The organism is Micromonospora maritima (assembly GCF_902825405.1).
Taxonomy (GTDB): domain Bacteria; phylum Actinomycetota; class Actinomycetes; order Mycobacteriales; family Micromonosporaceae; genus Micromonospora; species Micromonospora maritima.
The window spans coordinates 1-2422 of record NZ_CADEAU010000678.1; the positions used below are offsets into that span (position 1 = coordinate 1).

4 protein-coding genes are annotated in these 2422 nt (G+C 74.1%); 2 read left to right on the forward strand and 2 right to left on the reverse strand.

Features of this window, described 5'->3' with window-relative positions; all coding sequences use genetic code 11:
- On the forward strand, positions 1 to 370 hold a 370-nt coding region (locus HUW36_RS30935; protein ID WP_174531318.1), incomplete at its 5' end, for a helix-turn-helix domain-containing protein.
- Here the strand turns inward: HUW36_RS30935 and HUW36_RS30940 are convergent.
- A complete protein-coding gene (locus tag HUW36_RS30940; RefSeq protein WP_174531319.1) occupies positions 309 to 1448 on the reverse strand; it encodes an oxalate decarboxylase family bicupin in 1140 nt (379 codons plus the stop codon). The genes HUW36_RS30935 and HUW36_RS30940 overlap by 62 nt on opposite strands.
- Positions 1445 to 1681 carry a hypothetical protein gene (locus HUW36_RS30945; protein ID WP_174531320.1) on the reverse strand — a complete coding sequence of 79 codons (237 nt, stop codon included), beginning with the start codon at positions 1679 to 1681 and terminating at the stop codon, positions 1445 to 1447. The genes HUW36_RS30940 and HUW36_RS30945 overlap by 4 nt, the downstream gene beginning before the upstream one ends.
- 103 nt (positions 1682 to 1784) lie before the next feature.
- Here HUW36_RS30945 and HUW36_RS30950 point away from each other — a divergent pair, with 103 nt between their 5' ends.
- Entirely contained in the window at positions 1785 to 2288 is a 504-nt protein-coding gene (locus HUW36_RS30950; protein ID WP_174531321.1) for an ArsR/SmtB family transcription factor, read from the forward strand.
- Positions 2289 to 2422 lie beyond the last annotated feature (134 nt).

Below are 2422 nucleotides of genomic sequence, written 5' to 3' on the forward strand. Positions count from 1 at the left end.
GGCGGCGGCGGTGTACGGGCGGACCGGTGCGCCGGGTGACCAGGAGACCGCCGAGCGGTGGGACCGGCACCTCGACGTGACCCGCCGTCGTCCGGCGACCCGGCCGCCCGGGCACGGTCCGGCCGCGCTCACCGCCCGGGAGGCCGGGATCGCCGACCTGCTCGCCGCCGGGGCGACCAAGCAGCAGGTGGCCGGCCGACTGCACCTGTCGTTCCACACGGTCGACACGCACGTCCGGGCCGTCTACGCCAAGCTGGGCGTACGCAGCCGGCTGCAACTCGCGCGACTGTGGGATGCCGCCCGGCCGGTCAGCGCACCACCGGACGCTTCTCCCTCGGCAGCGCCTCGATCATCTCGCGGGGCAGGTTGAGCGTCGCGGCGCTGATCTCCGCCGGCAGGTTCGCCATCCACTGGGTCAGCGAGATGTCCGCGAACCGGGGCTTGCGGAACATCTCCAGGAACACCAGCGGCTCGTCGCCGAGGTTCTCGATGTAGTGGCCGTAGGCGAACGGCACGTAGCCGACGTCGCCGGCCCGGAAGTCGAAGGTACGGGCCACCCCGCTGCTCGCGAACACGCCCATCCGGCCGTGCCCGGAGATCCAGTACTGCCACTCGTCGTCGGTCGGGTGCCAGTGCAGCTCCCGCAGGCCGCCCGGCTCGATCTCCACGAGCGCCGCGCAGATCGCGGTGGAGGCGGCGAAGTTCGCCGAGTCGGCGATCCGGACCGTGCCGCCGGGGAAGCGCTGCGGCGCCTGGGCGAGCAGCCGGTGCTTGAACGTACGGGGCACGTCGCCGGTCGGGCTGACCACGCGGTCCTCGGTCAGTGGCGGCGGTACCTCGCCGGGGAAGATGTACTTCTCGCGCTCCGGCAGGTTCTCCATCTGCTCCAGGGTCCAGCCGAAGTTCTTGGCCAGCACGCTGCGCGGCGTGTGCGCGAAGAAGTCGCTGAGCAGGAACGTGCCGTTCTCCGAGAACGCGCCGTCGTCGAAGACCAGCAGGAACTCCACCCCCTCGTCGAGGGCCTGGATGTGGTGCGGCACCCCGTGCGGGAAGAACCAGAGGTCGCCCTGCCGCACGTCGTCGAGGAAGTTGCGGCCCTCCTGGTCGACCGCGCCGATCCGGCAGCTGCCGGAGATGACGTAGGCCCACTCGGCCTGCTGGTGCCAGTGCAGCTCCCGGTACGCGCCGGGCTCCAGCGCCATGTCCACACCCGCGAGTTCGGTGGCGATCGGCAGTTCCCGCTGCGTCACCTCGCGGGTCCAGCCGCCGCGCTCGATCCGGGTGTGCGCGTCGGAGAAGGAGAACTTCAGGTTGGGCAGGGTGCCCGAGTCGGTGGGCGGCGGCGTCAGCACGTCCGGGTTCTCCCGGTCCCGGGCCACGTCACGCGGTCCGGTGTCCCGGCTGCCGGCGCCGGCGCGTACCGGCTGGGGCGTGTCGGCGGAGGTCATGCTCGGCTCCTTCGGTAGGTCGCTGCGGTGGGAACGGAACGGGGCGTCCGGAGCAGGGCGCGGGCGGCGGCCGGGCCGTCCCGCAACGCGACCGCGGCCGGTACGCCGAGGCAGGTCAGGCCGACGGCGGCGGCGGCCCAGGGGAGCCCGGCCACGGTGAGCGCGGCGGTGGCCAGGAGCAACGCGGCGAGCCGGCGGCGCACGCCGGCCGGGGAAGGGACGGGCTCGGTCATGCGCCGATCGTCCGGCCGAGGGGCGGCGGCGCACATCACGCGTTCACGGGATCCCGCATTCCTCCACTTGCACGTAGCTACGTACTTCCGTACTTTGGTGGGCATGGCGAGCGTGGAGGAACGGCTGGCGGCCCTGGAGGCGCAGGTGGCGCGGCTGACCGGCGCGACGCCTCCGGTCGAGGCCGACGACGCCGCGCCGGAGGACGTGTTCTGGGCGCTCGCCGGCCTGAAGCGGCGGGTGCCCGCCGACGGCGCCGGGGCGGTGCTCTACACCGGCACCGTCCGCACCGCCGACCGGCACTACGACTGGCAGTACGGCGCCACCGTCGACGACCTGCTCGACGGCGACTGGACGGCGCTGGCCGGCACGCTCACCGCGCTGGCCCATCCGGTGCGGCTGCGACTGCTGCGGGAGATCCTCGGCGGCCGGCACGGCACCGCCGAACTCGCCGACCTCGACGGCCTCGGCACCACCGGGCAACTCCACCACCACCTGCGGCAACTCGCCGCCGCCGGATGGCTGCGCAGCGGCGCCCGCGGGCGCTACGACATCCCGCCCGAGCGGGTGGTGCCGCTGCTTGCCGTCCTCACCGCCGCGCACCGCTGACCGACGGGAGGCAGCACCATGCGTACCGGGATCGTCCTGACGGTCACCGCGGGCCTCGTCGCCGCGGCCGCCGCGACCGGCCTGGCCCCCCGGGCCCCGGACCTCGGCCGACAGCAGACCGGCGACGCCGACCT